This is a genomic window from Pseudomonas parasichuanensis (genome assembly GCF_021601385.1).
Taxonomy (GTDB): Bacteria; Pseudomonadota; Gammaproteobacteria; order Pseudomonadales; family Pseudomonadaceae; genus Aquipseudomonas; species Aquipseudomonas parasichuanensis.
The window spans coordinates 241933-268088 of sequence record NZ_BQHO01000003.1 but is presented as its reverse complement, the minus strand read 5'-3'; the positions used below and the strand labels follow the sequence as shown (position 1 = coordinate 268088).

Genomic DNA, 26156 nt, shown 5'->3' with positions numbered 1-26156 from the left:
CGACTTATCAAGGAACTATCATGTCCCAAGTCAACATGCGCGATATGCTGAAGGCCGGTGTGCACTTCGGCCACCAGACCCGTTACTGGAACCCGAAAATGGGCAAGTACATTTTCGGCGCGCGCAACAAGATTCACATCATCAACCTGGAAAAAACCCTGCCGATGTTCAACGACGCTCTGTCGTTCGTCGAGCGCCTGGCCCAGGGCAAGAACAAGATCATGTTCGTCGGCACCAAGCGTTCCGCCGGCAAGATCGTCGCCGAGCAAGCTGCTCGTTGCGGTTCGCCATACGTTGACCACCGCTGGTTGGGCGGCATGCTGACCAACTACAAAACCATCCGTGCTTCGATCAAGCGTCTGCGCGACCTGGAAGTCCAGGCCGAAGATGGCACCTTTGCCAAGCTGACCAAGAAAGAAGCCCTGATGCGTTCGCGCGATCTGGAAAAACTGGACCGCAGCCTGGGTGGTATCAAGGACATGGGCGGTCTGCCTGACGCACTGTTCGTTATCGACGTTGATCACGAGCGCATCGCGATCACCGAAGCCAACAAGCTGGGCATCCCGGTTATCGGCGTTGTCGATACCAACAGCAGCCCGGAAGGTGTTGACTACGTCATCCCAGGTAACGACGACGCTATCCGCGCCATCGAGCTGTACATGACTTCGATGGCTGACGCCGTCATCCGCGGCCGCAACAATGTTGCTGGTGGCACCGAAGTCTACGTTGAAGAAGCGGCTGCACCTGCTGCTGAGTAATTGACGCTTAGCGTCTACTTGGCACGCAAAAAGGGGGCTCGGCCCCCTTTTTGCCACCTTGAAATCCTGCTGTCAGCAACATCCCCGCATCATGGGTGCGCTGATGCATGAAGGCAGCGGATTTGCAGTATTTAACGCCCGTGAAGAACGGGTGGAATGGTTGAAAAACTTTCCAAGAGGATTTTGAAATGGCAGCAATTACTGCAGCGCTGGTCAAAGAACTGCGCGAGCGTACCGGCGAAGGCATGATGGATTGCAAGAAGGCCCTGGAAAAGGCCGGCGGCGACATCGAAAAAGCCATCGACGACATGCGTGCTTCGGGCGCCATCAAGGCCGCCAAGAAAGCCGGCAACGTTGCCGCTGAAGGCGCTATCGCCGTCAAGACCGACGGTAAAGCCGCCGTTCTGCTGGAAGTGAACTCGCAGACCGACTTCCTGGCCCTGCAAGACGACTTCAAGAACTTCGTCGCTGAAAGCGTTGAAGAAGCCTTCGCCCAGAAACTGACCGACGCCGCTCCGCTGATCGCTTCCCGCGAAGCTGCTCGTGAAGCCCTGGTTGCCAAGTGCGGCGAGAACGTCAACATCCGTCGCCTGGTGCGCGTTGAGGGTGACGTTGTCGGTGCCTACCTGCACGGCAACAAGATCGGTGCTGTCGTTGTCCTGAAAGGCGGCGACGTCGAGCTGGCCAAGAACATCGCCATGCACGTTGCAGCGTCGAACCCTGAGTTCCTGCTGCCGTCGGAAGTCTCGGCCGAAGCCATCGAGCGCGAGAAGGGCGTCTTCATGCAGCTGAACGCTGACAAGATCGCCGGCAAGCCGGAAAACATCGTCGAGAACATGGTCAAGGGCCGTATCTCGAAGTTCCTGGCCGAAGCCTCGCTGGTCGAGCAAGCCTTCGTCATGAACCCGGAAGTCAAGGTCGGCGAGCTGGCCAAGAAAGCCGGTGCTGAAATCGTTTCCTTCACCTACTTCAAAGTAGGCGAAGGCATCGAGAAGCCAGTCGACAACTTCGCTGAAGAAGTTGCTGCTCAGCTGGCTGCTGCCAAGCAGTAAGACAGACTCGTCTGTCGCCCCAAAGAGGCTGCCCGCTCACGCGCGCAGCCTCTTTGTCAAAGCGCCAGCGGTTTACAAAACCGCTGCTCGCTGACGCAGAAGCTGTGTCACACCAGAGTTACACGCAGGCTTGAAACAGCCCGCCAGAATTTTACAAACGCCGCAGGAGAGATTCGCAATGGCTCAGCAGGGCAGTGGTTATCAGGCTCGCTATAAACGCATTCTACTCAAACTTAGCGGCGAGGCCCTGATGGGCTCGGAAGAGTTCGGGATCGACCCCAAGGTCCTGGATCGCATGGCGCTGGAAGTTGGCCAGCTGGTCGGCATCGGTGTCCAGGTGGGCCTGGTGATCGGTGGCGGCAACCTGTTCCGTGGTGCGGCGCTCAGTGCAGCCGGCATGGACCGTGTCACCGGCGACCACATGGGCATGCTGGCAACCGTGATGAACGCCCTGGCCATGCGCGACGCGCTGGAGCGTGCGAACATCACCGCCATCGTCATGTCGGCCATCTCCATGGTCGGTGTGACCGATCACTATGATCGTCGCAAGGCCATGCGCCACCTGAACGCGAAGGAAGTCGTCATCTTCGCCGCCGGTACCGGCAACCCGTTCTTCACCACCGATTCCGCCGCTTGCCTGCGCGCCATCGAAATCGATGCCGACGTAGTATTGAAAGCAACCAAGGTCGATGGTGTATACACTGCAGATCCATTCAAGGACCCGCATGCCGAGAAGTTCGATCATCTGACCTACGATGAAGTGCTGGATCGCAAGCTGGGGGTAATGGACCTGACGGCAATCTGCCTGTGCCGCGACCACAAGATGCCGCTGCGCGTCTTCAACATGAATAAGCCCGGCGCCCTGCTGAACATCGTGCACGGCGGCGCTGAAGGAACCCTGATCGAGGAAGTTCAGAAATGATCAACGACATCAAGAAAGACGCCCAGGACCGCATGGGCAAGTCCATCGAGGCGCTGGGTCGCCACCTGGCTGCCATCCGCACCGGCCGTGCCCACCCAAGCATCCTGGATAGCGTCAAAGTCTCGGCCTGGGGTAGCGACATGCCGCTGAACCAGGTGGCCGCGATCACCGTCGAAGACGCTCGCACCCTGAAGATCGTCGCGCACGACAAGAACCTCAGCGCAGCCATCGAGAAGGCCATCCTGACTTCCGACCTGGGCCTGAACCCCTCCAGCGCCGGTACCACCATCCGTGTACCGATGCCGGCCCTGACCGAGGAAACCCGCAAGGGTTACACCAAGCAGGCCAGCGGCGTTGCCGAAGATGCCAAGGTCGCCGTGCGCAACGTGCGTCGCGATGCCCTTGCCGACCTGAAGAAGCTGACCAAGGACAAGGAAATCAGCGAAGACGAAGAGCGTCGCGCCGCTGATGAAATCCAGAAGCTGACCGACAAGTTCGTCGCCGAAGTCGACGCCGCGTACAAAGCCAAGGAAAAGGACCTGTTGGCCGTCTAAGGCCGAGGTTTTTTAATGGAAAAGACCAAGCTGGCGGCACCGTCCTCGGTGCCGCGTCACGTCGCGATCATCATGGATGGCAACAATCGCTGGGCGAAGAAACGCCTGTTGCCCGGCGTTGCCGGGCACAAGGCGGGTGTCGATGCCGTGCGTGCGGTCATCGAAGTCTGCGCCGAATCCGGGGTTGAAGTACTGACCCTGTTCGCCTTCTCCAGCGAAAACTGGCAGCGCCCGGCCGAAGAGGTCGGTGCGTTGATGGAGCTGTTCTTCTCTGCATTGCGCCGCGAGGCCAAGCGGCTGAATGACAACAACATCAGCCTGCGCATCATTGGTGATCGTTCGCGCTTCCACCCTGAGCTGCAGGCAGCGATGCGCGAGGCCGAGGCGGCCACCGCCGGCAGCAACAGGTTCATCTTGCAGATCGCCGCCAACTACGGTGGCCAGTGGGATATCGCCCAGGCAGCCCAACGCCTGGCGCGGGAAGTCCAGGCCGGTCATCTGCGCCCGGACGACATCACCCCCGAGCTGCTGCAGACGTGCCTGGCCACCGGTGATCTGCCGCTGCCCGACCTGTGCATCCGCACCGGTGGCGAGCGTCGCATCAGCAACTTCCTGCTGTGGCAGCTGGCCTACGCCGAGCTGTACTTCTCCGACCTGTTCTGGCCGGACTTCAAACACGAGGCCATGCGTACCGCGCTGGCCGATTTCGCTTCGCGCCAGCGCCGCTTCGGTAAGACCAGCGAGCAGGTCGAAGCCGGAGCCCGTGCTTAATGCTTAAACAACGCATCATTACTGCGCTGATCCTGTTGCCGGTCGCGCTGGGTGGTTTCTTCCTGCTCAACGGTGGGGATTTCGCCTTGTTCATCGGCTTCGTGGTCACGCTGGGTGCCTGGGAGTGGGCGCGCCTGGCCGGGCTGGTGGCCCAGCCGTTGCGCATTGCCTATGCCGCGGTGGTCGCTGGCGCGCTGATGCTGCTCTACCTCATGCCCGACCTTGCGCCCTGGGTGTTGGGTGCCTCGGTGATCTGGTGGGCGCTGGCCACCTGGCTGGTGCTGACCTATCCGCGCAGCAACGAGTTGTGGGCCAGTGCCGCCTGCCGTCTGCTGATCGGCCTGCTGATCCTGTTGCCGGCCTGGCAAGGGCTGGTGCTGCTCAAGCACTGGCCGCAGGGCAACTGGCTGATCCTGGCGGTCATGGTGCTGGTCTGGGCTGCCGATATCGGCGCCTATTTCTCGGGCCGTGCCTTCGGCAAGCGCAAGCTGGCACCGCAGGTCAGCCCGGGCAAGAGCTGGGAAGGCGTTTATGGCGGGCTGGCCGTCAGCCTGCTGATCAGCCTGGGCGTCGCCCTGTACCGCGACTGGAGCGTTGGCCAGCTGCTGCTGGGCTTGCTCGGCGCGGTGGTGGTGGTCATGTCCTCGGTGGTCGGTGACCTGACCGAGAGCATGTTCAAGCGCCGCGAAGGGATCAAGGACAGCAGCAATTTGCTGCCTGGCCATGGTGGTGTGCTTGACCGTATCGACAGCCTGACCGCGGCCATTCCAATGTTCGCCGTGCTGCTTTGGGCCGCCGAGTGGGGTGTGCTGTGAGTGTGGTGCAGCGCATCACGGTACTGGGCGCTACCGGCTCCATCGGCCTGAGTACCCTGGATGTCATTGCCCGGCACCCCGAGCGCTATCAGGTCTTCGCGCTGACCGGCTACTCCCGCGTCGACGAGCTGCTCGCGCTGTGCGAGCGCCATCGTCCGGCGTTCGCCGTGGTGCCGAGCGCCGAATCGGCCATGCGCCTGCGCGAGGGGCTGGCTGCTGCGGGCTGCGCCACCGAGGTGCTCGAGGGCGAGGCGGGCTTGTGCCAGGTCGCGGCCGCGCCGGAAGTGGATGCAGTGATGGCGGCCATCGTTGGCGCTGCTGGCTTGCGTCCAACCCTGGCGGCGGTCGAGGCGGGCAAGAAAGTGCTGCTGGCCAACAAGGAAGCCCTGGTGATGTCCGGCGCGCTGTTCATGGACGCCGTGCGTCGCAGTGGCGCCGTGTTGTTGCCGATCGACAGCGAGCACAATGCGATCTTCCAGTGCATGCCTGGCGATTACGCCCGCGGCCTGAGTGCGGTGGGGGTGCGGCGCATCCTGCTGACTGCCTCGGGCGGCCCGTTCCGCGAAATGCCTGCGGCGGCGCTGGTCGATGTCACGCCTGAACAAGCTTGTGCCCATCCCAACTGGTCCATGGGGCGCAAGATTTCGGTCGACTCGGCCAGCATGATGAACAAGGGCCTGGAGCTGATCGAGGCCTGCTGGCTGTTCAATACAGCGCCTGCGACCGTGGAGGTGGTGGTGCACCCGCAAAGCGTGATTCATTCGCTGGTCGACTATGTCGACGGCTCGGTGCTCGCCCAACTGGGCAACCCGGACATGCGCACCCCGATCGCCAACGCGCTGGCCTGGCCGGAACGTATCGATTCGGGGGTTGCGCCACTGGACCTGTTCGCCATCGCCCGTCTGGATTTCCAGGCCCCCGACGAACAGCGCTTCCCTTGTCTGCGCCTGGCACGTCAGGCTGCCGAGGCGGGCAACAGTGCACCCGCGGTGCTCAATGCCGCCAACGAAGTGGCGGTGGACGCGTTCCTGGCGCGGCGTATCCGCTTCCCGGAAATCGCGGGTATGATCGAACAGGTGCTCGACCGGGAGCCTGTGGTGCCAGTTGCAACGCTCGATGCGGTGTTCGCCGCCGATCAGCGTGCGCGGGAGCTGTCCCGTGAGTGGCTGAGGCGCCACGGCCGCTGAGCGGTAGTACCGAACGTCTTGCGGAGATAGCACATGACTGCGCTGTACATGATTGTTGGCACCCTGGTGGCATTGGGTGTGCTGGTCACCTTTCACGAGTTCGGTCACTTCTGGGTGGCACGGCGCTGTGGTGTCAAGGTGCTGCGCTTCTCGGTAGGCTTTGGCACGCCGTTGTTGCGCTGGCATGACAAGCAGGGCACCGAGTTCGTGGTGGCGGCCATCCCCTTGGGTGGCTACGTCAAGATGCTCGACGAGCGTGAGGGCGAGGTGCCGCCAGCGCTGATCGAGCAATCGTTCAATCGCAAGTCGGTGCGCCAGCGCATCGCCATCGTTGCCGCCGGCCCCATCGCCAACTTCCTGCTCGCCATTGTGTTCTTCTGGGTCATTGCCATGCTCGGCACCCAGCAGGTGCGCCCGGTCATTGGTGCGGTCGAGTCCGGCAGCCTGGCGGCAGTCGCTGGCTTGAGCGTTGGTCAGGAAATAGTGTCGGTTGACGGTGAGGCGACCAATGGCTGGTCGGCGGTCAACCTGCAGTTGGTGCGGCGCCTGGGCGAGAGCGGCACCCTGCGCATCGGCGTGCTCGATGAAGGCGCAACCGCCCCGCAGCAGCGTGATATCCAGCTGAGCCATTGGCTCAAGGGCGTCGATGAGCCCGACCCGATCCAGTCACTGGGCCTGCGCCCGTGGCGCCCGGCGGTGACGCCGGTGCTGGCCGAGATCGATCCCAAGGGCCCTGCCGCAGCGGCTGGGCTCAAGACCGGCGACAAATTGCTGGCCCTCGATGGTGTGGCATTGAGCGACTGGCAGCAGGTGGTCGATGCCGTTCGCGCCCGCCCTGAACAAAAGGTCGGTTTGCGCATCGAACGAGACGGTGCGCAGTTGGATGTGCCGGTAACCCTGGCGCGCAAGGGTGAGGGGCAGGCGGCCGGCGGTTATCTGGGCGCAGGTGTGAAAGGCGCGCAATGGCCGTCTGAGATGCTCCGCGAGGTCAGCTATGGGCCGCTGGAAGCCGTTGGCGAGGGGCTGTCGCGGACCTGGAGCATGAGCGTCCTGACCCTTGAATCGCTGAAGAAAATGCTGTTCGGGGAGCTCTCGGTAAAAAACTTGAGCGGACCGATAACCATTGCTAAAGTGGCGGGCGCTTCAGCCCAGTCGGGCGTTGGGGATTTCCTGAATTTCCTGGCCTACCTGAGCATAAGCCTGGGGGTTTTGAATCTGCTGCCTATTCCAGTACTGGATGGGGGGCATTTGCTGTTTTACCTGATCGAGTGGGCGCGCGGTCGTCCGCTCTCGGATCGGGTGCAGGGTTGGGGGGTCCAGATCGGTATCAGTTTGGTCATAGGGGTGATGTTGCTCGCCCTGATCAACGATCTGGGTCGACTATAAAAGCTTCGCTCAATCGCGAAACCTGCTGCCTCATCGCGGCGGGTTGTTTATTGCCAGTTGGAATAAAAGGACTTCATGAAACGTCTGCTGCTAACTGCGGTCCTCTCCGCACTGATGATCGCTGAAGTTCACGCCGAGTCCTTCACCATCTCCGATATTCGTGTCAACGGCCTGCAGCGGGTTTCCGCCGGCAGCGTGTTCGGCGCCTTGCCGCTGAACGTCGGCGATCAGGTCGATGACCGCCGTCTGGTCGATTCCACCCGCTCGCTGTTCAAGACCGGCTTCTTCCAGGACATCCAGCTGAATCGCGACGGCAATGTCCTGATCATCAATGTGGTCGAGCGCCCGTCGGTTGCCAGCATCGAAATCGAAGGCAACAAGGCCATCAGCACCGAAGACCTGATGAAGGGCCTGAAACAGTCGGGCCTGGCCGAAGGCGAGATCTTCCAGCGTGCGACGCTCGAAGGCGTGCGTAACGAACTGCAACGCCAGTATGTGGCCCAGGGCCGCTACTCGGCCGAAGTCGACGCCGAAGTCGTGCCGCAGCCGCGCAACCGGGTTGGCCTGAAGATCAAGATCAACGAAGGCACCGTCGCTGCGATCCAGCACATCAACGTGGTCGGCAACACGGTCTTCGATGACGAAACCCTGGGTCAGCTGTTCGAGCTGAAAACCACCAACTGGCTGTCGTTCTTCAAGAACGACGACAAGTACGCCCGCGAAAAACTGTCCGGTGACCTCGAGCGCCTGCGCTCCTACTACCTGGACCGCGGCTACATCAACATGGATATCGCTTCCACCCAGGTGTCCATCACCCCGGACAAGAAGCACGTCTACATCACCGTCAACATCAATGAAGGCGAGAAGTACACCGTCCGTGACGTGAAGCTCTCCGGCGACCTCAAGGTACCGGAAGACCAGGTCAAGTCGCTGTTGCTGGTACAGCCGGGCCAGGTGTTCTCGCGCAAGGTGATGACCACCACTTCCGACCTCATTACCCGCCGCCTGGGTAACGAGGGCTATACCTTCGCCAACGTCAACGGCGTGCCACAGCCCAACGACCAGGATCACACCGTCGACATCATGTTCGTCGTCGATCCGGGCAAGCGTGCCTACGTCAACCGCATCAACTACCGCGGCAACACCAAGACCGAAGACGAAGTGCTGCGTCGCGAAATGCGCCAGATGGAAGGTGGCTGGGCTTCGACCTACCTGATCGACCAGTCCAAGACCCGCCTCGAGCGCCTGGGCTTCTTCAAGGAGGTCAACGTCGAGACCCCGGCGGTGCCAGGCACCGACGACCAGGTCGACGTCAACTACAGCGTCGAGGAGCAGGCCTCCGGCTCGATCACCGCCAGCGTCGGTTTTGCCCAGAGCGCCGGTTTGATCCTGGGTGGTTCGATCAGCCAGACCAACTTCCTGGGTACCGGTAACAAGGTATCCATCGGCCTGACCCGTTCGGAATACCAGACCCGCTACAACTTCGGCTTCGTTGACCCCTACTTCACTGCCGACGGTGTGAGCCTGGGCTACAACGCCTTCTACCGCAGCACCAACTACGACGACCTCGACGTCGACGTGGCCAGCTATGCGGTCGACAGCCTTGGTGCCGGCGTCAGCCTCGGCTACCCGATCAGCGAGACTTCGCGCCTGACCTACGGCCTGACCGTGCAGCAGGACAAGCTCAAGACCGGCCGTTACACCGTGGACGAGATCTTCAAGTTCATCCAGGACGAGGGTGACAGCTTCCTCAACTTCAAGGCCTCGATCGGCTGGTCCGAATCGACCCTGAACAAAGGTGTGCTGGCAACCCGTGGTCACTCGCAAAGCCTGACCCTGGAAACCACCGTGCCGGGCAGCGACCTGTCGTTCTACAAGCTCGACTACCGCGGCCAGCTGTTCAAGCCAATCAACAACGACTATACCCTGCGCCTGCACACCGAGCTGGGCTATGGTGATGGCTTCGGCAGCACGTCGGGCCTGCCGTTCTACGAGAACTATTACGCCGGTGGTTTCAACTCCGTGCGCGGTTTCAAGGACAGCAGCCTGGGGCCGCGCAGCACGCCAAGCCGTGGTGCAGCCGTTACGGGCAACCAAGGCACCATCGCCGACCCGGACCAGGATCCGCTGCCGTTCGGTGGCAACGTACTGGTGCAGGGTGGTGTAGAACTGCTGTTCCCGCTGCCGTTCGTCAAGGACCAGCGCTCCCTGCGCACCTCCGTGTTCTGGGATGTGGGTAACGTATTCGACACCAATTGCGGCTCCAAGCCGGATTGCTCGAAGGTCGGCTTCTCCGACATGGCCAGCTCCGTTGGCCTGGGTGTGACCTGGATCACCGCGCTGGGCCCGTTGAGCTTCAGCCTGGCGATGCCGGTCAAGAAGCCGGACAACGCCGATACCCAGGTGTTCCAATTCTCTCTGGGCCAGACCTTCTAAGGTCGGCCCTTGCATAACGACAACGGTTTATCCAGGAGTGCATCGTGCGTAAGTTGACCCAACTGGCCCTCGTGGCTGCGGCGCTGGTCGCCACCCCGGCTTTCGCCGAAATGAAGGTTGCCGTGCTGAACTATCAGATGGCCCTGCTCGAGTCCGACGCGGCCAAGAAGTACGCCGTTGACGCCGAGAAGAAGTTCGGCCCGCAACTGACCAAGCTCAAGGGCCTGGAAAGCAGCGCCAAAGGCATCCAGGACCGCCTGATCAAGGGCGGCGACAAGATGGCTCAGCCTGAGCGTGAGCGCCTGGAGCTCGAATTCAAGCAGAAGGCCCGTGACTTCCAGTTCCAGTCCAAGGAACTCAACGAAGCCAAGGCCGTGGCCGACCGCGACATGCTCAAGCAGCTCAAGCCGAAGCTGGACGGCGCTGTCGAGGAAGTGATCAAGAAGGGTGGCTTTGATCTGGTGCTCGAGCGTGGCGCGGTCATCGATGTCAAACCGCAGTACGACATCACCCGCCAGGTCATCGAGCGCATGAACCAAGCCCGTTGATATGACCCTGACCATGACGCTCGGCCAGCTGGCCGAGGCCCTCGGGGCAGAGCTCAAAGGCCCCGAGGCGCTGCAGATCAGCGGGCTGGCCACCTTGCAGGAGGCCGGGCCCGGGCAGTTGAGCTTCCTCGCCAACAAGCAGTACCGCAAGTACCTGGACGATGCCAAGGCCGGTGCGGTGCTGCTCAAGGCCGAGGATGCCGCAGCCTTTGCCGGCAACGCACTGATCGTGCCCGATCCGTACCTGGCCTATGCCCGTGTTTCGCACCTGTTCGACCGCAAACCCAAGGCTGTAGCGGGAATTCATCCCAGCGCCGTGGTAGCCGAGGACGCCCAGGTGGACACCAGCGCCAGCATCGGCCCGTTCGCGGTGATCGAGGCCGGTGCTCGCATCGGCGCGAACGTGTCGGTGGGGGCGCACTGCTTCATCGGCGCCCGTTGCGTCATCGGTGAGGGCGGTTGGCTTGCACCGCGGGTCACGCTGTATCACGACGTGACTATCGGCAAGCGTGTGGTCATCCAGTCTGGCGCCGTGATCGGTGGCGAGGGCTTCGGCTTCGCCAACGAGAAGGGCGTGTGGCAGAAGATTGCCCAGATCGGTGGCGTGACGCTGGGCGATGACGTGGAGATTGGCGTGAACACCGCCGTCGACCGCGGCGCGCTGTCGGACACCCTGATCGGCAACGGCGTCAAGCTCGACAACCAGATCCAGATCGCCCACAACGTGCAGGTCGGTGACCACACCGCGATGGCGGCTTGTGTCGGTATTTCCGGCAGCACCAAGATCGGCAAGCATTGCATGATTGCCGGCGGCGTCGGCATGGTCGGGCACATTGACGTGTGCGACAACGTGTTCGTTTCCGGTATGACCATGGTCACCCGTTCGATTACCGAGCCGGGCGGCTATTCTTCTGGCACGGCCATGCAACCACTGGCTGACTGGCGCAAGAGTGCCGCGCGGATTCGCCAGTTGGACGAAATGGCCAAGCGCCTGCAGCAGCTGGAAAAACAAGTCGATACAGTGACCTCAGGTGGCCAGCCGACATCAGAAGGCTAATGGCTTTTTCTGAGCAAGCGTTCACAATCGCTAGCTGGCTCCTCTTTGGATCTGCAAAAGGAGCGTGTGGTCAGCACCTGCGCTCCCTATTCTTATTACAGGCTTCCCCCCGAAATGATGGACATCAACGAGATTCGCGAATACCTGCCTCACCGTTACCCGTTCCTGCTGGTGGACCGGGTGACGGATCTGGACTTCGAGGCCCAGAGCATTCGTGCCTACAAGAATGTCAGCATCAACGAGCCGTTCTTCAACGGCCATTTCCCGCAGCACCCGATCATGCCGGGCGTGCTGATCATCGAGGCCATGGCCCAGGCGGCCGGGATTCTCGGTTTCAAGATGCTCGACGCCAAACCGGCTGATGGCACCCTGTACTACTTCGTCGGTTCCGACAAGCTGCGCTTCCGTCAGCCGGTACTGCCGGGCGACCAGCTGGTGCTGGAAGCCAAATTCATCAGCCGCAAGCGCATGATCTGGAAGTTCGAATGCCGTGCACTGGTTGACGGCAAGGCCGTCTGCTCGGCAGAAATCACTTGCGCGGAACAGTCCCTATGAATTCGATTGACCCTCGGGCGATCATCGACCCTTCGGCCAAGCTGGCCGACGGCGTCGAGGTCGGCCCTTGGTCGATCGTAGGCCCTGATGTAGAGATCGGCGAGGGTACCGTCATTGGTCCTCACGTGGTGCTCAAGGGGCCTACCCGCATTGGCAAGCACAACCGTATCTACCAGTTCAGCTCCATCGGTGAAGACACCCCGGACCTGAAATACAAGGGTGAACTCACCCGCCTGGTGATCGGTGATCACAATGTGATCCGTGAGGGTGTCACCATCCATCGCGGTACCGTACAGGACCGCTCGGAAACCACCCTGGGCGACCACAACCTGATCATGGCTTATGCGCATATCGGCCACGACAGCGTGATCGGCAACCACTGCATCCTGGTCAATAACACCGCGTTGGCCGGGCATGTGCATGTGGGCGATTGGGCGATCCTCTCCGGCTATACGCTGGTGCACCAGTACTGCCACATCGGTGCCCACGCCTTTTCCGGCATGGGGACGGCGATCGGCAAGGACGTCCCGGCCTTCGTCACGGTATTCGGCAGCCCGGCCGAGGCCCGCAGCATGAACTTCGAAGGCCTGCGCCGTCGCGGTTTCAGCGACGAAGTGCTGCATGCCCTGCGCCGCGCCTACAAGGTGGTCTATCGCCAGGGGCTGACCGTCGAAGAAGCGCTGAAGGAACTCGAGGAATTGGCCGGCCAGTTCCCTGAGGTCGAAGTGTTCCGCAAGTCGATCGTCGATTCCGCCCGCGGCATCACCCGCTGACATGGCCCAACTCTGTGTTGCGCTGGTCGCGGGTGAGGCCAGCGGCGATATCCTCGGCTCCGGCCTGATGCGCGCCATCAAGGCCCGCCACCCCGATGTACGCTTCATCGGTGTGGGTGGGCCCTTGATGGAAGCCGAAGGCATGGTCTCCTACTTCCCCATGGAGCGCCTGGCGGTGATGGGCCTGGTCGAAGTGCTGGGGCGCCTGCGCGAGCTGCTCAAGCGACGCAAGCTGCTGATCCAGACGCTGATCGATGAACGGCCCGACGTGTTCATCGGCATCGATGCCCCCGACTTCACCCTCAACATCGAGCTCAAGCTGCGCCAGGCCGGAATCAAGACCGTGCACTACGTCAGCCCATCGGTATGGGCCTGGCGGCAGAAGCGCGTGCTGAAGATTCGCGAAGGCTGCGACTTGATGCTGACCCTGCTGCCCTTCGAGGCACGCTTCTATGAAGAGCAGGGCGTGCCGGTGCGTTTCGTCGGCCATCCGCTGGCCGACACCATCCCGCTGGATGCAGATCGCGCTGCAGCCCGCAACGAACTTGGGCTGGCCGACGGGCCAGTGGTGGCGCTGATGCCGGGCAGCCGTGGCGGCGAAGTAGGGCGCCTGGGCGCACTGTTCCTTGAGGCCGCCCAGCGTCTGGTCGATTTGCTGCCGGGCGTGCGCTTCGTGCTGCCCTGCGCCAATGCCGCGCGGCGTGCCCAGATCGAGCAGATGCTCGCCGGGCGCGAGCTGCCGTTGACCCTGCTGGACGGCCAGTCGCACACGGCCCTGGCGGCCTGCGACGCGGTGCTCATCGCGTCCGGTACTGCCACGCTGGAGGCGATGCTGTACAAGCGCCCGATGGTGGTGGCTTATCGCCTGGCGCCGCTGACGTACTGGATCCTCAAACGCATGGTCAAAAGCCCCTACGTATCGCTGCCCAACCTGCTGGCCCAGCGCCTGCTGGTGCCGGAGTTGCTGCAGGACGCCGCCACCAGCGAAGCCCTGGCCCAGACCCTGGCGCCGCTGGTCAAGGATGGCTCGCAGCAGACCGAAAGCTTCGACCAGATCCACCGTACCCTGCGCCGCGACGCCTCCAATCAGGCGGCTGACGCGGTGCTTGCCCTGTTGAAGGACCGCTGACATGCAGATGGGACTGGATTTCAACCTGGTCGAGGACCTGGTCGCCGGTGTCGACGAAGTCGGCCGCGGCCCGCTGTGCGGCGCGGTGGTCACTGCAGCGGTGATCCTCGACCCGCAGCGTCCGATCCTTGGCCTGAACGACTCGAAGAAACTCACCGAAGCCAAGCGCGAGGCGTTGTTCGACGAGATCTGCGAGAAAGCCCTGAGCTTCTGCATCGCTCGTGCCGAGGTCGAGGAAATCGACCGCCTGAACATCCTGCAAGCCACCATGCTGGCCATGCAGCGCGCGGTCGAGGGTTTGCACGTCACGCCTAAACTGGCGCTGATCGATGGCAACCGCTGCCCGAAACTGTCGGTGCCAGCGGCGCCGGTGGTCAAGGGAGACTCCCAGGTGCCGGCCATTGCTGCCGCGTCGATCCTGGCCAAGGTGACCCGTGACCGTGAGATGAGCGCGTTCGAGCTGATCTACCCGGGCTACGGGATCGGTGGGCACAAGGGCTACCCGACGCCGGTGCACCTGGAGGCACTGGCACGGCTTGGGCCGACGCCGATTCACCGGCGCTCGTTCGCGCCGGTGCGGGCGGCGTGGGAAGCGCGTGAAGGCATCTCCAGCTCGTTGATCTGACACATTGGGGCCGCTGTGCGCCCCTTCGCGGGTAAACCCGCTCCCACAGGTCTCGCGTATCCCTGTAGGAGCGGGTTTACCCGCGAAGGGGGGCGCAGCGGCCCCAAACATTCCGCCTAATTACGCTACAATCCCGCCCTTGTCGTTCAGCACTGCTACAGGACTTTCCATGTCGGTCTCCTTCATTCACCTTCGCGTGCATTCCGAATTCTCCCTGGTCGACGGCCTGGTGCGGATCAAGCCGCTGGCCAAGGCCTTGGCCGGGATGAACATGCCGGCGGTGGCGATCACCGACCAGAGCAACATGTGCTCGCTGGTGAAGTTCTACAAGACCGCCATGGGCGCCGGTATCAAGCCGATCTGTGGCGCCGACCTGTGGCTGGCCGGCAGTGACCCTGAGGCGCCGCTGTCGCGAATCTGTTTCCTGGCCATGAACCCCCAGGGCTACCGCAATCTCACCGAGCTGATCTCCAGGGGCTGGACCGATGGCCAGCGCAATGGCCTGGTGATCATTCAGCGCGAGTGGATCGCCCCGGCCAGCGAGGGGCTCATCGCCCTGTCCGCGGGCAAGGAAGGCGATATCGGCGCGGCGTTGATGGCTGGCCGCCAGGACGAAGCCGAGGCCTTGCTCGGCGACTGGATGAGCATGTTCCCGGAGCGCTTCTACGTCGAGGTGCAGCGCACCAACCGCGCCGGTGACGAAGAATACGTGCACGCCGCCGTGGCCTTGGCCGACAAGCTCGGCGCGCCGCTGGTGGCCACCAACGACGTGCGCTTCATCAAGCAGTCGGACTTCGACGCCCACGAAACCCGGGTGTGCATCGGCGAAGGCTGGACCCTCGATGACCCCCGTCGGCCACGTGGCTACAGCGACCAGCAGTACCTCAAGTCCGCCGAAGAGATGGCCGAGCTGTTCAGCGACCTGCCCGACGCCATCGCCAACACCGTGGAAATCGCCAAGCGCTGCAACATCACCGTGCAGCTGGGCAAGTACTTCCTGCCCGATTTCCCCACGCCCAACGGCATGGGTATCGACGACTACCTGCGCCATGTCTCCCACGAAGGCCTCGAAGAGCGCCTGGCGGTGCTCTGGCCGAAGGAGACCACGCCCAACTACGAAGAGAAGCGCCAGGTCTACCTGGACCGCCTGAAGTTCGAACTGGACATCATCATCCAGATGGGCTTCCCCGGTTACTTCCTGATCGTTATGGACTTCATCAAGTGGGCCAAGAACAACGACGTGCCGGTTGGCCCTGGCCGGGGTTCGGGTGCCGGTTCGCTGGTGGCCTATGTGCTGAAGATCACCGACCTCGACCCGCTGGCCTACGACCTGCTGTTCGAACGTTTCCTCAACCCTGAACGTATTTCCATGCCCGACTTCGACGTCGACTTCTGCATGGATGGCCGCGACCGGGTGATCGACTACGTGGCCGAGGCCTATGGGCGCAACGCGGTCAGCCAGATCATCACCTTCGGTACCATGGCCGCCAAGGCGGTGGTACGCGACGTGGCGCGGGTGCAGGGCAAGTCGTACGGCCTGGCCGACCGCCTGTCGAAGATGATCCCGTTCGAAGTGGGCATGACCCTGGAGAAGGCCTACGAGCAGGAAGAACTCCTGCGCGACTTCCTCAAGAGTGACGAGGACGGCCGCGAGATCTGGGACATGGCCCTCAAGCTCGAGGGGGTCACCCGCGGTACCGGCAAGCACGCCGGTGGTGTGGTGATCGCGCCCACCAAGCTCACCGATTTCTCGCCGATCGCCTGTGACGAAGAGGGCGGCGGCCTGGTGACCCAGTTCGACAAGGACGACGTCGAGGCCGCGGGCCTGGTGAAGTTCGACTTCCTCGGCCTGCGCACGCTGACCATCATCAAGTGGGCGATGGAGATCATCAACCGCGAGCAGAAAAAGAACAATCTGCCCGACGTGAACATCGACTTCATCCCGCTGGATGACCGCAAGACCTACGAGCTGCTGCAGAAGGCCGAGACCACCGCGGTGTTCCAGCTCGAATCCCGGGGCATGAAAGAGCTGATCAAGAAGCTCAAGCCCGACTGCCTGGAAGACCTGATCGCACTGGTGGCGTTGTTCCGCCCGGGCCCGCTGCAGTCGGGCATGGTGGACGACTTCATCAACCGCAAGCACGGCCGCGCCGAGCTGGCCTACCCGCACGCCGACTACCAGTACGAAGGCCTCAGGCCGGTACTGGCGCCCACCTACGGCATCATCCTGTACCAGGAACAGGTGATGCAGATCGCCCAGGTGATGGCCGGTTACACCCTCGGCGGCGCCGACATGCTGCGTCGGGCGATGGGTAAGAAAAAGCCCGAGGAGATGGCCAAGCAGCGCGGTGGTTTCATCGAGGGTTGCGTCGGCAACAACATCGATGCGGACCTGGCCGGTAACATCTTCGACCTGGTAGAGAAATTCGCCGGTTACGGCTTCAACAAATCCCACTCCGCAGCCTATGGCCTGGTGTCCTACCAGACCGCCTGGCTGAAGACCCACTACCCGGCGCCGTTCATGGCCGCGGTACTGTCGGCGGACATGCACAACACCGACAAGGTGGTGGTGCTGGTCGAGGAAGTGCGCAGCATGAAGCTGCGTCTCGATGCGCCGGACGTGAACTTCTCCGACTTCAAGTTCGCGGTCAACGACGATGGCCGCATCGTCTATGGCCTGGGGGCGATCAAGGGCGTGGGCGAGGGGCCGGTGGAGGCGATCGTCGAGGCGCGGGCGCAAGGTGGCCCGTTCAAGGACCTGTTCGACTTCTGCGAACGTATCGACCTCAAGCGGGTCAACAAACGTACCCTCGACGCGCTGATCCGCAGCGGCGCCCTGGACCGCCTGGGCCCGCACTTCCATGACGAGATCAAGGCCTACCAGGCCAACATCGACATCAACCGCGCCACCCTGCTGTCGGCGCTGGGCGAGGCCGTCAAGGCTGCCGAGCAGGCGGCGCATACCGCCGACAGTGGCCATGTCGACCTGTTCGGCAGCATGTTCGACGCGGCGGATGTCGATGTCTACGCCAACCACCGCAAGGTGCGCGAGCTGACGCTCAAGGAGCGCCTCAAGGGCGAAAAGGACACCCTTGGCCTGTACCTCACCGGCCACCCGATCGACGAATACGAGACCGAGATCCGCCGCTTCGCCCGCCAGCGCATCATCGACCTCAAGCCGGCCCGTGACACCCAGACCATCGCCGGGATGATCATTGCCCTGCGGGTGATGAAGAACAAGAAGGGCGACAAGATGGGCTTCGTGACCCTGGACGACCGCTCCGGGCGTATCGAAGCCTCGCTGTTCGCCGACGCTTTCATGGCCGCGCAAGCGCTGCTGCAGACCGACGCCATGGTGGTGGTGGAAGGGGAGGTCAGCAACGACGACTTCTCCGGCGGCCTGCGCCTGCGGGTCAAGACGGTGATGACCATGGAGGATGCACGTACCAAGCTGGCCGAGAGCCTGCGCCTGAAAGTCGCCCATGAGGCGCTCAAGGGCGATCGGCTGAAGTGGCTGGGCGAGCTGATCACCCGTCACCGCGGGGGCTGCCCGATCACCCTGGAGTACACCGGCAGCGACGCCAAAGCCATGCTGCAGTTCGGCGACCAGTGGTGCATCGACCCGGCCGACGGCCTGATTCAGGCGCTGCGTGACCAGTTCGGGCGTGAGAACGTCTTCCTGCAATACCGTTGAAACGACGCATTTTAATCTCGACCTTTATGCGCCTGATCCCTTAAGGTAGGGCGCCACACGGATCAACCGGCCGGCCGCCTGGCCGTAGACCCAAGACGGAAGCCTATGAACCCGAATTTCCTCGATTTCGAACAGCCGATTGCCGACCTGCAAGCCAAGATCGAAGAGCTGCGCCTGGTGGGCAACGACAACTCGCTGAACATCAGCGATGAAATTGCCCGTCTGCAGGACAAGAGCAGCACCCTGACCGAGAGCATCTTCGGCAACCTGACCAGCTGGCAGATCGCTCGCCTGGCCCGTCACCCGCGCCGTCCGTATACCCTCGACTACATCGACCACATCTTCACCGAGTTCGAAGAGCTGCACGGCGACCGTCATTTCGCCGACGACGCCGCCATTGTTGGTGGTACCGCGCGCCTCAACGACAAGCCGGTGATGGTCATCGGTCATCAGAAGGGCCGCGAAGTGCGCGAGAAGGTTCGCCGCAACTTCGGCATGCCGCGCCCTGAGGGCTACCGCAAGGCGTGCCGTCTGATGGAAATGGCCGAACGCTTCAAGATGCCGATCCTGACCTTCATCGATACCCCGGGCGCCTACCCGGGCATCGACGCCGAAGAGCGCAACCAGAGCGAAGCCATTGCCTGGAACCTGCGGGTGATGGCGCGCCTGAAGACCCCGATCATCGCCACCGTGATCGGTGAGGGTGGTTCCGGCGGTGCACTGGCCATTGGCGTGTGCGACCAGCTGAACATGCTGCAGTACTCGACCTACTCGGTGATCTCGCCGGAAGGCTGTGCTTCGATCCTGTGGAAGACCGCCGACAAGGCCGCCGATGCAGCCGAAGCCATGGGCATCACCGCTGAGCGCCTGAAGAGCCTGAACATCGTCGACAAGGTCATCCAGGAGCCGCTGGGCGGCGCCCACCGCGACCCGGCCAAGGTCTCTGCAAGCATCCGCGCCGACCTGATCGAGCAGCTGGACATGCTCGGCAAGCTCGACAACGACGCGCTGCTCAAGCGCCGTTACGATCGCCTGATGAGCTACGGCCTCTGATTGGTACGGGGCCGCTCTGCGGCCCTTTCGCGGCACAAGGCCGCTCCTACAGATCATCGCGATCCCTTGTAGGAGCGGACTCGTGCCGCGAAAGGGGCGCAAAGCGCCCCCAGCGATCTCAAGTCAAGTGAGGCCCTGATGCTCAACCTCACCCCCTGGCTTTCAGCCCCCGCCTGGTACATCGCCTTCTCCGGCGGCCTCGACTCCACCGTCCTTCTGCACCTGCTGGCCGACTACACCCGCAACCACCCCGCACCGCCGCTGCGTGCCGTCCATGTGCATCATGGTCTGCAAGCTGTCGCCGATGCATGGCCCGCCCACTGCAAGACCGTCTGTGATGCCCTGGGCATCGAGCTCGAGGTTATTCACGTTCAGGTAGCCCCGGGTGCCAGTCTTGAGCAGGCTGCCCGCGATGCCCGATACACAGCGTTCAAAAAGCTGCTCGTCCCAGGCGCCGTGCTGTTCACCGGCCAGCACCGTGACGATCAGGCCGAGACCTTGCTGCTGCGTCTGCTGCGCGGCGCCGGCTTGCGAGGCCTGTCGGCCATGCCCGAGGCGCGGCCGCTGGGGCAGGGCAGCCTCGTGCGCCCGCTGCTGAAACTGTCGCGCGAGCAATTGCAGGCCTATGCCCGGAGCAAGGGGCTGGTGTGGGTCGACGACCCCTCCAACACTGACACCACGTTTGCCCGCAATTTCCTGCGCGGTGATGTCTTGCCGCTGCTGCGCCAGCGCTGGCCCCAGGCCGAAGGCAACCTGGCGCGCAGCGCCGAACACCTGGGGGAGGCCTTGGGCCTTCTGGATGAACTGGCCGCAGCCGACCTGGCGACGGCCTGCGGCAATGCGCCGCTGCCCTGGCTCGGGCTGGACTCCCTCGACCTCGCCACCCTCGCGGCGTTGTCACCGGCGCGCCAGCGCAATGCCCTGCAGTACTGGCTCAGCCAGCGCACCCGGTTGCCCGACAGTCGTCACTGGGCGGGCTGGGCCGACCTGCGTGACGCGGCCGGCGACGCCCGGCCGGTGTGGCACCTGACCGACGGCGAGTTGCAGCGTAGCCATGGACGCCTCTGGTGGTTGAATGGCGAGTGGCTGGGCACGCCTGTGGGTGAGCTGGCCTGGCAGGACCCGGCCCAGCCACTGGTGCTGCCGGGCAATGGCCACGTGCGGCTGGTGGCGCACTCGGCCGCCGAGGGCCTGCGCATCACCTATCGCCAGGGCGGCGAAGTCCTGGACCTTCCCGGCCGAGGTCGGCGCGACCTCAAGCGCCTGCTCAATGAGTTGCAGATCCCGCATTTCGTGCGCCCGCGCCTGCCGTTGCTGTATCAGGGCGAGCGCTTGCTGGCGGTGGCCAACCTGCCCGGGCTGGGGCAGGCCAATTGCCAGTTGCACTGGCAGCCACCGACCCGCGTGCAAGGTTTGAGCTGAAGGGTACATTCCGGTAGACTACCCTCCCTTCTTGATACAACTTCTGTGGGTTCCTCGAAAACACAGGGGTTGCCGATTACCAAGCAGTTTTTTGCTGGGCTGATTCTTAAAATGACGAGCGAGCTCCATGCCGGGGATACCCCTGGTCTGTACAGACGCGGCAGTTGTTCGAGATGCACTGTGATTGACGCAGGTGATCGGGGGCTTCGGCCTTCCTTCGCTTTCTCCGGCGGCGCGTGCCGCCTTAACGCAGACTTCTAGGGTTTTTCATGACGCGCTACATATTCGTCACGGGCGGTGTTGTTTCTTCATTGGGGAAAGGCATTGCCTCGGCTTCCCTGGCGGCCATCCTGGAAGCGCGGGGGCTCAAAGTCACCATGCTCAAGCTGGACCCGTACATCAACGTCGACCCGGGCACCATGAGCCCGTTCCAGCACGGTGAAGTATTCGTCACTCACGACGGCGCCGAGACCGACCTCGACCTGGGCCACTACGAGCGGTTCATCCGCACCACGATGACCCAGAACAACAACTTCACCACCGGCCGTATCTACGAGCACGTGCTGCGCAAAGAGCGCCGTGGTGACTACCTGGGCGCGACCATCCAGGTCATCCCGCACATCACCGACGAAATCAAGCGCCGCATCATCAAGGGCGCCGGCGATGCCGACGTCGCGCTGGTCGAGATCGGCGGCACCGTGGGTGACATCGAGTCGCAACCGTTCCTCGAGGCCATCCGCCAGCTGCGCGTCGAAGTGGGCTCCAAGCGCGCCATGCTGATGCACCTGACGCTGGTGCCGTACATCGCCACCGCCGGCGAAACCAAGACCAAGCCGACCCAGCACTCGGTCAAGGAGCTGCGCTCCATCGGCCTGCAGCCTGACGTGCTGATCTGCCGTTCCGACCACCCGGTCGACGCCTCGTCGCGTCGCAAGATCGCGCTGTTCACCAACGTCGAAGAACGTGCGGTGATTTCGCTGGAAGACGTCGACACCATCTACAAGATCCCTGGCGTACTGCACGCTCAAGGCCTGGACGACTTCGTCGTCGAGCGCTTCGCCCTGCAGTGCAACAGCGCTGACCTGTCCGAGTGGGACAAGGTGGTCGATGCCAAGCTCAACCCTGAGCAGGAAGTGACCATCGCCATGGTCGGCAAGTACATGGAGCTGCTGGACGCGTACAAGTCGCTGATCGAAGCGATGAGCCACGCTGGCATCACCAACCGCACCAAGGTCAACCTGCGCTACATCGACTCCGAAGACATCGAGAACCAGGGCACCAGCCTGCTCGAAGGCGCCGATGCCATCCTGGTCCCGGGCGGTTTCGGCCTGCGCGGCGTGGAAGGCAAGATCACCGCGGTGCAGTACGCCCGTGAGAACAAGGTCCCGTACCTGGGCATCTGCCTCGGCATGCAGGTGGCCGTGATCGAGTTCGCCCGTAACGTGATGGGCTGGAAAGACGCCAACTCCACCGAGTTCGACCGCAACAGCGGCCACCCGGTCGTCGGCCTGATCACCGAGTGGGCAGACGCCACCGGCGCGGTCGAGACCCGTACCGAAGCCTCCGACCTGGGCGGCACCATGCGCCTGGGCGCACAGGACTGCCAGCTGGCCGCCGGCTCCAAGGTGCATGACTGCTACGGCAAGGACATCATCACCGAGCGTCACCGCCACCGCTACGAAGTGAACAACAACCTGCTGCCACAGCTGGTTGAGGCTGGCCTGGTCGTTTCTGGCCGCTCCGAAGACGGCGCGCTGGTCGAAGTGGTCGAGTCCAAGGACCACCCATGGTTCGTCGCCTGCCAGTTCCACCCGGAGTTCACCTCGACGCCACGTGACGGCCACCCGCTGTTCAGCGGCTTCGTCAAGGCAGCCCTGGCACAGAAGAACAAGGCCTGATCCATGACTCAGAAGATCATTCGCGTCGGTAACATCGAGATCGCCAACGACAAGCCGTTCGTCCTGTTCGGCGGCATGAACGTTCTGGAGTCCCGTGACCTGGCCCTGAAGGTCTGCGAGGAGTACGTGCGGGTGACCGAGAAACTCGGCATCCCGTACGTGTTCAAGGCCAGCTTCGACAAGGCCAACCGCTCGTCGGTGACCTCGTACCGTGGCCCGGGCATGGAAGAAGGCCTGAAGATCTTCGAAGAGATCAAGCAGACCTTCAACGTGCCGGTGATCACCGACGTGCACGAGCCTTACCAGTGCGAGCCGGTGGCCAAGGTGTGCGACATCATCCAGCTGCCGGCCTTCCTCTCGCGCCAGACCGACCTGGTGGTGGCGATGGCCAAGACCGGTGCGGTGATCAACATCAAGAAGGCGCAGTTCCTGGCGCCCCACGAGATGAAGCACATCCTCGCCAAGTGCGTCGAGGCCGGCAACGACCAGCTCATCCTGTGTGAGCGCGGTTCGAGCTTCGGCTACAACAACCTGGTGGTGGACATGCTCGGCTTCGGCATCATGAAGCAGTTCGAGTACCCGGTGTTCTTCGACGTCACCCACTCGCTGCAGACCCCGGGCGGCCGTGCCGACTCCGCCGGTGGCCGCCGTGCCCAGGTCACCGACCTGGCCAAGGCCGGCATGAGCCAGGGCCTGGCCGGGCTGTTCCTCGAAGCCCACCCGGACCCGGACAACGCCAAGTGCGACGGCCCGTGCGCCCTGCGCCTGGACAAGCTCGAGCCGTTCCTCGCCCAGCTCAAGCAGCTGGACGACCTGGTGAAAAGTTTTCCGACGGTAGAAACCGCGTAAAGCTCATTTCTCGGGTAAAGTACCGCCCGTTCCACCCCCTGACCTATCGGTCAGGGGCTCCCTTCGCCAGGCCTGCCCGTGCCATGTCGCCTGGTGAACGGCAAGAATTCCCAAAAGTTGCGTTCGTTTCGTCAATTCTGGAGTGCTTACAACAATGGCAAAGATCGTCGACATCAAAGGTCGTGAAGTTCTCGATTCCCGTGGCAACCCCACCGTGGAAGCCGACGTGCTGCTCGACAACGGCATCATCGGCAGCGCCTGCGCGCCGTCGGGTGCTTCCACTGGCTCGCGCGAAGCGCTGGAGCTGCGTGATGGCGACAAGAGCCGTTACCTGGGCAAGGGCGTGCTGAAGGCCGTCGCCAACATCAACGGCCCGATCCGCGAGCTGCTGCTGGGCAAGGACCCATCGGACCAGAAAGCCCTGGACCGCGCCATGATCGAACTGGACGGTACCGAGAACAAGGCCAAGCTGGGCGCCAACGCCATCCTGGCCGTCTCGCTGGCTGCCGCCAAGGCCGCCGCCCAGGACCTGGACCTGCCGCTGTACGCCCACATCGCCAACCTCAACGGCACCCCTGGCCAGTACTCCATGCCAGTTCCGATGATGAACATCATCAACGGCGGCGAGCACGCCGACAACAACGTCGACATCCAGGAGTTCATGGTGCAGCCGGTTGGCGCCAAGACCTTCTCCGACGGCCTGCGCATGGGCACCGAGATCTTCCACCACCTCAAGGCTGTACTGAAGGCCCGTGGCCTGAACACCGCCGTCGGTGACGAAGGTGGCTTCGCGCCGAACCTGGCATCCAACGAAGACGCCCTGGCCGCCATCGCCGAAGCCGTCGAGAAAGCCGGCTACAAGCTGGGCACCGACGTGACCCTGGCCCTGGACTGCGCCGCTTCCGAGTTCTACGAAGACGGCAAGTACAACCTGTCCGGTGAAGGCAAGTCGTTCGACGCCGAAGGCTTCGCCGAGTACCTCAAAGGCCTGACCGAGCGTTTCCCGATCATCTCGATCGAAGACGGCCTGGACGAGTCCGACTGGGCTGGCTGGAAAATCCTCACCGACAAGATCGGCAAGAAGGTCCAGCTGGTGGGCGACGACCTGTTCGTCACCAACACCAAGATCCTCAAGGAAGGTATCGAGAAGGGCATCGGTAACTCGATCCTGATCAAGTTCAACCAGATCGGCTCGCTGACCGAAACCCTGGAAGCCATCCAGATGGCCAAGGCCGCCGGCTACACCGCGGTGATCTCGCACCGTTCGGGTGAAACCGAGGACTCGACCATTGCCGACCTGGCCGTCGGTACCGCTGCTGGCCAGATCAAGACCGGCTCGCTGTGCCGCTCCGACCGCGTCAGCAAGTACAACCAGCTGCTGCGTATCGAAGAGCAACTGGGTGCCAAGGCCGTCTACCGTGGCCGCGCCGAGTTTCGCGGCTGAGCAAGAGATGGTAAAAAGGCAGCAGCCGAGGCAGCCTGAACATTCGTACTGAATGTTCAGATGCTTCACACGGGTTTCTGTCGACGAAGCCTGGCCTCGGCCAGGCTTCGTGCTATCGGAAGCTCGCTGCGGCGGCCTTATACCCTGGATATCTTCATGCGCAGTCCCTATTGGTTGTTTCTCGTTCTGCTCCTGCTGCTCGGCGGCCTGCAATATCGCCTTTGGGTGGGTAATGGCAGCCTGGCGCAAGTGACCGAGCTCAAGCAGCAGATTGACGAACAGCACGCCGAGAACGAACGGCTGCTGGAGCGTAATCGCGTGCTCGATGCGGAAGTCCTGGAGCTGAAGAAAGGTATGGAGACCGTGGAAGAACGGGCTCGTCATGAACTGGGGATGGTCAAGGAGGGCGAAACCCTCTACCAGCTGCCGCAAAAATGACCCAGCAATTGCCGGCCTTCTGGGCCGTGATTCCCGCCGCGGGCGTTGGTGCCCGCATGGCTGCCGACCGGCCCAAGCAGTACCTGCAATTGGGCGGGCAGACGATCCTCGAGCATAGCCTCGACTGTTTTCTAGGCCACCCCGCGCTCAAGGGCGTGGTGGTCAGCATTGCCGACGACGACCCGTACTGGCCCGGCCTGCCCTGTGCCAGCGACGGGCGCATCCAGCGTGCCCCGGGTGGGCGCGAGCGTGCCGATTCGGTGCTCAATGCCTTGCTGTTGCTGCATGCCCAGGGGGCGTCGGACGACGACTGGGTCCTGGTGCACGATGCGGCGCGGCCGAACCTGGCGCGCAGCGATCTGGACCGGTTGTTGACAGAGCTTGCCGATGACCCGGTGGGTGGCCTGCTGGCCGTTCCGGCGCGGGACACGCTCAAGCGTGCCGGCGCCGATGGCCGGGTGAGCGCCACGGTGGACCGCAGTACCGTCTGGCAGGCCTATACCCCGCAGATGTTCCGTTTGGGGATGCTGCATCGCGCGCTGGCCGAGTGCCTGGTGTCGGATGTGGCGGTCACTGATGAGTCTTCCGCCATCGAATGGGCCGGCTATGCGCCACGCTTGATCGAAGGGCGCAGCGACAACATCAAGGTGACCCGGCCGGAAGACCTGGAGTGGTTGCGCCAGCGATGGGCCGCTCGACGCTGAAGTTTCAGTGCAGCAATGGCCCTTTCGCGGGCAAGCCCGCTCCCACGGGATCTCCACTTGTTTTGAAATCTGTGTGGTCCCTGTGG

23 protein-coding genes are annotated in these 26156 nt (G+C 63.0%); all 23 read left to right on the top strand.

The genetic code is table 11. The features are described 5' to 3' along the window. The first annotated feature begins 20 nt into the window (after positions 1-20). The 23 genes from rpsB to ispD all read left to right on the top strand — a co-directional run bounded on the left by rpsB (position 21) and on the right by ispD (position 26070). Positions 21-758 (top strand): 30S ribosomal protein S2, encoded by a 738-nt coding sequence (gene rpsB / locus L6D77_RS04255; protein ID WP_110992423.1) that lies wholly within the window; start codon positions 21-23, stop codon positions 756-758. 188 nt (positions 759-946) lie between these two features. After that, positions 947-1810 carry a translation elongation factor Ts gene (gene tsf, locus L6D77_RS04250; RefSeq protein WP_232880389.1) on the top strand — a complete coding sequence of 288 codons (864 nt, stop codon included), beginning with the start codon at positions 947-949 and terminating at the stop codon, positions 1808-1810. 178 nt (positions 1811-1988) lie between these two features. After that, positions 1989-2732 carry a UMP kinase gene (gene pyrH, locus L6D77_RS04245; protein ID WP_016392310.1) on the top strand — a complete coding sequence of 248 codons (744 nt, stop codon included), beginning with the start codon at positions 1989-1991 and terminating at the stop codon, positions 2730-2732. Next, entirely contained in the window at positions 2729-3286 is a 558-nt protein-coding gene (gene frr, locus L6D77_RS04240; protein ID WP_232880398.1) for a ribosome recycling factor, read from the top strand. The genes pyrH and frr overlap by 4 nt, the downstream gene beginning before the upstream one ends. Before the next feature lie 15 nt (positions 3287-3301). Next, positions 3302-4057, top strand: a complete 756-nt coding sequence (uppS, locus tag L6D77_RS04235) for a polyprenyl diphosphate synthase (protein ID WP_232880402.1) — start codon at positions 3302-3304, stop codon at positions 4055-4057. Continuing rightward, positions 4057-4872 (top strand): phosphatidate cytidylyltransferase, encoded by an 816-nt coding sequence (locus L6D77_RS04230; protein WP_232880404.1) that lies wholly within the window; start codon positions 4057-4059, stop codon positions 4870-4872. Before uppS ends, L6D77_RS04230 begins: the two co-directional genes overlap by 1 nt. Further along, positions 4869-6059: a 1-deoxy-D-xylulose-5-phosphate reductoisomerase gene (ispC, locus tag L6D77_RS04225; RefSeq protein ID WP_232880411.1), complete on the top strand. Its 1191-nt coding sequence runs from the start codon at positions 4869-4871 to the stop codon at positions 6057-6059. Before L6D77_RS04230 ends, ispC begins: the two co-directional genes overlap by 4 nt. A gap of 33 nt (positions 6060-6092) precedes the next feature. After that, a complete protein-coding gene (gene rseP / locus L6D77_RS04220) occupies positions 6093-7445 on the top strand; it encodes an RIP metalloprotease RseP (protein ID WP_232880414.1) in 1353 nt (450 codons plus the stop codon). Positions 7446-7520: 75 nt separating this feature from the next. After that, entirely contained in the window at positions 7521-9881 is a 2361-nt protein-coding gene (bamA, locus tag L6D77_RS04215; protein ID WP_232880418.1) for an outer membrane protein assembly factor BamA, read from the top strand. Positions 9882-9925: 44 nt separating this feature from the next. Further along, positions 9926-10429, top strand: coding sequence for an OmpH/Skp family outer membrane protein (locus L6D77_RS04210; RefSeq protein WP_110992415.1), 504 nt, complete (start codon positions 9926-9928; stop codon positions 10427-10429). A gap of 1 nt (position 10430) precedes the next feature. After that, positions 10431-11486: a UDP-3-O-(3-hydroxymyristoyl)glucosamine N-acyltransferase gene (gene lpxD / locus L6D77_RS04205; protein WP_232880423.1), complete on the top strand. Its 1056-nt coding sequence runs from the start codon at positions 10431-10433 to the stop codon at positions 11484-11486. A gap of 114 nt (positions 11487-11600) precedes the next feature. Continuing rightward, a complete protein-coding gene (fabZ, locus tag L6D77_RS04200) occupies positions 11601-12041 on the top strand; it encodes a 3-hydroxyacyl-ACP dehydratase FabZ (RefSeq protein ID WP_110992413.1) in 441 nt (146 codons plus the stop codon). Then, positions 12038-12814, top strand: a complete 777-nt coding sequence (gene lpxA / locus L6D77_RS04195) for an acyl-ACP--UDP-N-acetylglucosamine O-acyltransferase (protein ID WP_110992412.1) — start codon at positions 12038-12040, stop codon at positions 12812-12814. Before fabZ ends, lpxA begins: the two co-directional genes overlap by 4 nt. A 1-nt stretch (position 12815) precedes the next feature. After that, complete coding sequence (gene lpxB / locus L6D77_RS04190; RefSeq protein ID WP_232880427.1) at positions 12816-13943, top strand: lipid-A-disaccharide synthase; 1128 nt, start codon at positions 12816-12818, stop codon at positions 13941-13943. A gap of 1 nt (position 13944) precedes the next feature. Then, positions 13945-14568, top strand: coding sequence for a ribonuclease HII (gene rnhB, locus L6D77_RS04185; RefSeq protein ID WP_232880430.1), 624 nt, complete (start codon positions 13945-13947; stop codon positions 14566-14568). A gap of 169 nt (positions 14569-14737) precedes the next feature. Continuing rightward, on the top strand, positions 14738-18262 hold the full coding sequence (gene dnaE / locus L6D77_RS04180) for a DNA polymerase III subunit alpha (protein WP_232880433.1): 3525 nt from the start codon (positions 14738-14740) through the stop codon (positions 18260-18262). A gap of 105 nt (positions 18263-18367) precedes the next feature. Beyond that, entirely contained in the window at positions 18368-19315 is a 948-nt protein-coding gene (locus L6D77_RS04175) for an acetyl-CoA carboxylase carboxyltransferase subunit alpha (protein ID WP_232880435.1), read from the top strand. A gap of 138 nt (positions 19316-19453) precedes the next feature. Continuing rightward, positions 19454-20737, top strand: coding sequence for a tRNA lysidine(34) synthetase TilS (gene tilS, locus L6D77_RS04170; protein WP_232880440.1), 1284 nt, complete (start codon positions 19454-19456; stop codon positions 20735-20737). Positions 20738-21006: 269 nt separating this feature from the next. Beyond that, positions 21007-22635 carry a CTP synthase gene (locus L6D77_RS04165; protein WP_232880444.1) on the top strand — a complete coding sequence of 543 codons (1629 nt, stop codon included), beginning with the start codon at positions 21007-21009 and terminating at the stop codon, positions 22633-22635. Between the two features lie 3 nt (positions 22636-22638). Next, a complete protein-coding gene (gene kdsA, locus L6D77_RS04160) occupies positions 22639-23484 on the top strand; it encodes a 3-deoxy-8-phosphooctulonate synthase (RefSeq protein ID WP_125859890.1) in 846 nt (281 codons plus the stop codon). Positions 23485-23638: 154 nt separating this feature from the next. Beyond that, a complete protein-coding gene (gene eno, locus L6D77_RS04155) occupies positions 23639-24928 on the top strand; it encodes a phosphopyruvate hydratase (RefSeq protein WP_232880445.1) in 1290 nt (429 codons plus the stop codon). Positions 24929-25084: 156 nt separating this feature from the next. Then, on the top strand, positions 25085-25366 hold the full coding sequence (gene ftsB, locus L6D77_RS04150; protein ID WP_110992403.1) for a cell division protein FtsB: 282 nt from the start codon (positions 25085-25087) through the stop codon (positions 25364-25366). Beyond that, entirely contained in the window at positions 25363-26070 is a 708-nt protein-coding gene (gene ispD, locus L6D77_RS04145; RefSeq protein WP_232880446.1) for a 2-C-methyl-D-erythritol 4-phosphate cytidylyltransferase, read from the top strand. The genes ftsB and ispD overlap by 4 nt, the downstream gene beginning before the upstream one ends. Positions 26071-26156: the final 86 nt, after the last annotated feature.

Coding starts and splice junctions, on each gene's coding strand:
- rpsB (WP_110992423.1), top strand. CDS start 21: ATGTCCCAAGTCAACATGCGCGATATGCTGAAGGCCGGTGTGCACTTC.
- tsf (WP_232880389.1), top strand. CDS start 947: ATGGCAGCAATTACTGCAGCGCTGGTCAAAGAACTGCGCGAGCGTACC.
- pyrH (WP_016392310.1), top strand. CDS start 1,989: ATGGCTCAGCAGGGCAGTGGTTATCAGGCTCGCTATAAACGCATTCTA.
- frr (WP_232880398.1), top strand. CDS start 2,729: ATGATCAACGACATCAAGAAAGACGCCCAGGACCGCATGGGCAAGTCC.
- uppS (WP_232880402.1), top strand. CDS start 3,302: ATGGAAAAGACCAAGCTGGCGGCACCGTCCTCGGTGCCGCGTCACGTC.
- L6D77_RS04230 (WP_232880404.1), top strand. CDS start 4,057: ATGCTTAAACAACGCATCATTACTGCGCTGATCCTGTTGCCGGTCGCG.
- rseP (WP_232880414.1), top strand. CDS start 6,093: ATGACTGCGCTGTACATGATTGTTGGCACCCTGGTGGCATTGGGTGTG.
- bamA (WP_232880418.1), top strand. CDS start 7,521: ATGAAACGTCTGCTGCTAACTGCGGTCCTCTCCGCACTGATGATCGCT.
- lpxD (WP_232880423.1), top strand. CDS start 10,431: ATGACCCTGACCATGACGCTCGGCCAGCTGGCCGAGGCCCTCGGGGCA.
- fabZ (WP_110992413.1), top strand. CDS start 11,601: ATGATGGACATCAACGAGATTCGCGAATACCTGCCTCACCGTTACCCG.
- lpxA (WP_110992412.1), top strand. CDS start 12,038: ATGAATTCGATTGACCCTCGGGCGATCATCGACCCTTCGGCCAAGCTG.
- lpxB (WP_232880427.1), top strand. CDS start 12,816: ATGGCCCAACTCTGTGTTGCGCTGGTCGCGGGTGAGGCCAGCGGCGAT.
- rnhB (WP_232880430.1), top strand. CDS start 13,945: ATGCAGATGGGACTGGATTTCAACCTGGTCGAGGACCTGGTCGCCGGT.
- dnaE (WP_232880433.1), top strand. CDS start 14,738: ATGTCGGTCTCCTTCATTCACCTTCGCGTGCATTCCGAATTCTCCCTG.
- L6D77_RS04175 (WP_232880435.1), top strand. CDS start 18,368: ATGAACCCGAATTTCCTCGATTTCGAACAGCCGATTGCCGACCTGCAA.
- tilS (WP_232880440.1), top strand. CDS start 19,454: ATGCTCAACCTCACCCCCTGGCTTTCAGCCCCCGCCTGGTACATCGCC.
- L6D77_RS04165 (WP_232880444.1), top strand. CDS start 21,007: ATGACGCGCTACATATTCGTCACGGGCGGTGTTGTTTCTTCATTGGGG.
- kdsA (WP_125859890.1), top strand. CDS start 22,639: ATGACTCAGAAGATCATTCGCGTCGGTAACATCGAGATCGCCAACGAC.
- eno (WP_232880445.1), top strand. CDS start 23,639: ATGGCAAAGATCGTCGACATCAAAGGTCGTGAAGTTCTCGATTCCCGT.
- ftsB (WP_110992403.1), top strand. CDS start 25,085: ATGCGCAGTCCCTATTGGTTGTTTCTCGTTCTGCTCCTGCTGCTCGGC.
- ispD (WP_232880446.1), top strand. CDS start 25,363: ATGACCCAGCAATTGCCGGCCTTCTGGGCCGTGATTCCCGCCGCGGGC.